3 protein-coding genes and 1 pseudogene are annotated in these 3,871 nt (G+C 37.8%); 2 read left to right on the top strand and 2 right to left on the bottom strand.

The window, feature by feature from the left end; translation table 11 throughout:
- A partial coding sequence (locus REG_RS13910) for an FAD-dependent oxidoreductase (RefSeq protein ID WP_039907021.1) occupies window positions 1-223 on the bottom strand: 223 nt, incomplete at its 3' end.
- 415 nt (window positions 224-638) lie between these two features.
- Window positions 639-1,079 carry an FMN-binding protein MioC gene (mioC, locus tag REG_RS00240; protein WP_006704013.1) on the bottom strand — a complete coding sequence of 147 codons (441 nt, stop codon included), beginning with the start codon at window positions 1,077-1,079 and terminating at the stop codon, window positions 639-641.
- 504 nt (window positions 1,080-1,583) lie between these two features.
- On the opposite strand from mioC, the gene kup reads away from it, so the two are divergent.
- Complete coding sequence (kup, locus tag REG_RS00235) at window positions 1,584-3,452, top strand: low affinity potassium transporter Kup (RefSeq protein WP_006704012.1); 1,869 nt, start codon at window positions 1,584-1,586, stop codon at window positions 3,450-3,452.
- Window positions 3,453-3,663: 211 nt separating this feature from the next.
- Window positions 3,664-3,871, top strand: a pseudogene (locus tag REG_RS13905) (D-ribose ABC transporter substrate-binding protein); the annotation flags it as partial.

Below are 3,871 nucleotides of genomic sequence, written 5' to 3'. Positions count from 1 at the left end.
CGATGGCTTTTCCCATTAAACCACCTAGCGCGTCGATTTCTTTTACCAGATGCCCTTTGCCGATCCCTCCGATGGCAGGGTTGCAAGACATTTCGCCTAAGGTTTCGATGTTGTGAGTTAGTAACAAGGTTTGACATCCCATGCGAGCGCTGGCCATAGCAGCTTCAGTGCCTGCATGCCCTCCGCCGATGATGATAACGTCAAACTGTTCTGGACAAAACATGCTGATTGAACCTTGCGATTATGCCAATGGGGGTTGTTCGTTCTAAGTGCCGTGGATTCTACGCAAAATTTTTCGATTAGCCAAATTTTATTTAATTCGTTTTTTTCGTTTTTTGATTTTTTTGGTGCGGTAATTATTTAAAGATCTTTTTTTTTAGATCTTTTTTATTATTATTATTAAGGAGAACGTTTTTTGTGGATAAGTCATTATTTTTTATTTAAATCATAATGTTACAAAAAGGATAACCTGTGCGTAACCTGTGGTTATTTTATGTATAAGTTGTGAATAAAATGGCAAGTTATCCACAGGCTTTTTTATTCAAAATTCATCCACAAGATAATCACAGGATATACACATGCTTTACACAGCTTTTGCACAGGTTTATCCACAGCCGATTGATTGTTTTTTAATCTGATTAAAATTTCGCCATCCAATCAATTAACCATTTTTCTGCCGCAATTTCTGGAATGGGATATTTAGCCACATCAATCTCAAGTTTTTCACCCATTTGAATAGCGCCTCGCGCTATCAATTGCTGCTCTAATTTTTTGATTGCGCCACAAAATTGATCGTAGCTAGAGTCGCCTAAACCTATTGCGCCGAAATAGACCTGAGATAGATCAGGTTTTTGTTGTTTAATTTGTGTGGATAGAAGTTGCAGATTATCCGGGAGCTCGCCTGCACCATGGGTTGAAGTGATAACTAGCCACTGACCTGATAGGTGCAGTTCATCCAGATTAGGGCCATGTAAAAGTGTGGTACTGAACCCCGCCAATTGTAATTTTTCGGTTAAATATTCAGCGAAATCTTCAGCGTTACCGAGTGTACTACCAGTGATTAACGTAATGTTAGGCATTAAAGGCTCCAATTAAAGAAAACAAGTAACGATTATACCTAGTTTTATTACCTGTTGATAACCTGTTAGCAACCTGTCGATAAGCTATGTATAACTTGTGTGTAACTTATATTTTTATTTTAAGACTATGCAACTGGTTGAATTTATGCATACTTAAATTGACTCTGGTCAAAATTAATTCATGACGGTAGAAATCGTATATTCAAGTTAAGTATTGCAGTAAAACACACTCCCCATTGTTGGCTAATTTTTAGGCGTAAAAACGCTTTTACTGATGTTTAAGCGCCTATTCGAAATCTCTTGTGCTCGCCGATACAAAAGACCTCTTTGGAAACCGTAGCGAGTGATACGGAGTCAAGGCGCCCGGCGCACAGCAACCTTCGTTGCCATAAGTACACGAGGATTGCGCGCACCGGGCAACGCAGGATCCGCGTCACGCAGTAGGTTTCCGAAGAGGTCTAAAGAAGATTTCGAACAGACTCTAAGTAATCAAAGAAATAAACTATGAATACAGAACGTAAACAATCTTTATTAGCGATAACACTTTCCACAATAGGTATTGTTTTCGGTGATATAGGGACGAGTTCTCTTTACACTTTACGTGAATGTTTTTCTTCTCATTACGCTTTGGATGTTTGTCCTGATGTGGTATTTGGATTCTTGTCACTGATTTTTTGGCTGTTTGTTTTAAGCGTTTCGCTGAAATATTTGACTTTTGTTATGCGAGCGGATAACGCGGGCGAGGGCGGGATTTTAACCTTGATGTTGTTGTCTGGGCGTAACACTTCTGAGCGTATTACTGCAAAATTAGTTACGATCGGTCTTATTGGAGCCAGTTTTTTTTATGGTGAAGTGGTGATAACACCCGCCATGTCTGTGATGTCAGCAATAGAAGGATTAGAGATCATTGCTCCTTCGTTGCAGCATTACATTTTGCCTTGTTCAATAGCGGTATTAACTTTGCTTTTTGCTATTCAAAAAAAAGGAACGGCTAAAGTAGGGAAACTCTTCGCTCCTGTTATGTTGATATGGTTTTTAACTTTAGGGGTTTTAGGCCTGCGTAGTATTATTGCTAATCCTGAAGTATTGAATGCGCTTCATCCAAAATGGGCGGTTACCTTTTTTATCAACTACAAAATAGTTTCTTTTTTTGCGTTGGGTTCGGTGGTACTGGCCGTTACGGGCGTAGAAGCCTTATATACTGATATGGGGCATTTTGGTAAACGTTCTATTCTATTAGGTTGGTTTATTCTTGTATTTCCTTCTTTAGTGCTTAATTATTTTGGCCAGGGGGCTTTATTATTAAAAAATCCTGAAGCTGTCAGAAATCCTTTTTTTTTACTCGCCCCAGATTGGGCAATGATCCCTCTATTGATATTAGCAACACTGGCAACGGTTATTGCTTCACAGGCTGTTATCTCCGGCGTATTTTCTCTTACTCGACAAGCGGTACACTTAGGTTATTTACCGCCAATGCGTATTATTAATACATCAGAAATAGAGGCAGGTCAGATTTATATACCAATTATTAACTGGCTTTTATATATTGCCGTTGTATTTGTGATCTTAGGTTTTGGGCATTCGAGTAATTTGGCTAATGCTTATGGTATCGCTGTAACAGGGACTATGGTTATCACCAGTGTTCTTTTTTGCACGGTAATATTCAAAAATTGGCACTGGCATCGTCTCGTTGTTATTGTTTTGTTGCTGCTATTATTGAGTATCGATATTCCATTATTTGCGGCTAATGCCTTAAAATTTTTTTCGGGGGGATGGTTGCCGCTCATGCTGGGGTTGGTGATGTTTACTATTATGACCACCTGGAAAAATGGCCAGGTTTGCCTGTTACGCAGGATGCATGAACATGGCAATTCGTTGAATGCAATGATCACTTCGTTGGAAAAATCACCCCCCATGAGCGTGCCGGGAACCGCAGTTTATATGTCACGTGCTGCTAATGTTATCCCTTGTGCATTATTGTGTAATCTAAAACACAATAAAGTATTACATGAAAGAATAATTTTGTTGACTCTGCATACAGAAGATACGCCTTATATACATAATATTCGCCGGGTTACAATTAAAAAACTGTCTCCTACTTTTTTTCAGATCTGTGCGCGCTATGGTTTTAAAGAGACGCCAAATGTAGAGGAAATTTTCTATCTTTGTGGTTTAGAAGATTTGTCATGTCAAGTGATAGAAACATCGTTTTTTATGTCGTATGAATCGATTTTTTTAACTAAACGGCCTTGGTATCTTTCTTTTCGAAGCAAGTTGTTTATTCTACTTAAACGTAACGCCTTACGCGCCTCAGATCAATTTGAAATACCACCTAATCGAGTAATTGAATTAAGTATACAAGTAAGAATTTAATCTAATAAAAGGAAGTAATAGTGAAAGAGAGCGGTAAATATTGGTGATAAAGAATATTGTTTTCTGAATTTAGATTATGCTATCGTCAAAAGAGTTAAATTTTTAATCTAAGTATTAGTGAACACGAGAGATTTCGTATAGGCGTTTAGATTATTAGTGGCGTTAATGAATGATAAAGGAATAAATCATTTCTATCACAGGAATCATTTTTATGAAAATAAATAAATGGGTCACCTTTTTTATATTCAATTTTGCATTGAGCACCCAAGCAATGGCTAAGGATACCATTGCGTTAGTCGTTTCTACTTTAAATAATCCATTTTTTATTTCGTTAATAGAAGGAGCACAAAAAGAAGCCTATCAGCGGGGTTATGAATTAGAGGTGTTCGATTCGAAGAATAATTCAGCTACTGAGTTAC

The organism is Candidatus Regiella insecticola LSR1, assembly GCF_000143625.1.
GTDB classification, from domain to species: Bacteria; Pseudomonadota; Gammaproteobacteria; order Enterobacterales; family Enterobacteriaceae; genus Regiella; species Regiella insecticola.
The sequence above is the reverse complement of the archived record's forward strand: the minus strand, read 5'-3'. Positions and strand labels throughout refer to the sequence as shown.

Excerpts from the sequence above, each read along its gene's own strand:
- mioC (WP_006704013.1), bottom strand. The coding sequence starts at position 1,079 with ATGCCTAACATTACGTTAATCACTGGTAGTACACTCGGTAACGCTGAA.
- kup (WP_006704012.1), top strand. The coding sequence starts at position 1,584 with ATGAATACAGAACGTAAACAATCTTTATTAGCGATAACACTTTCCACA.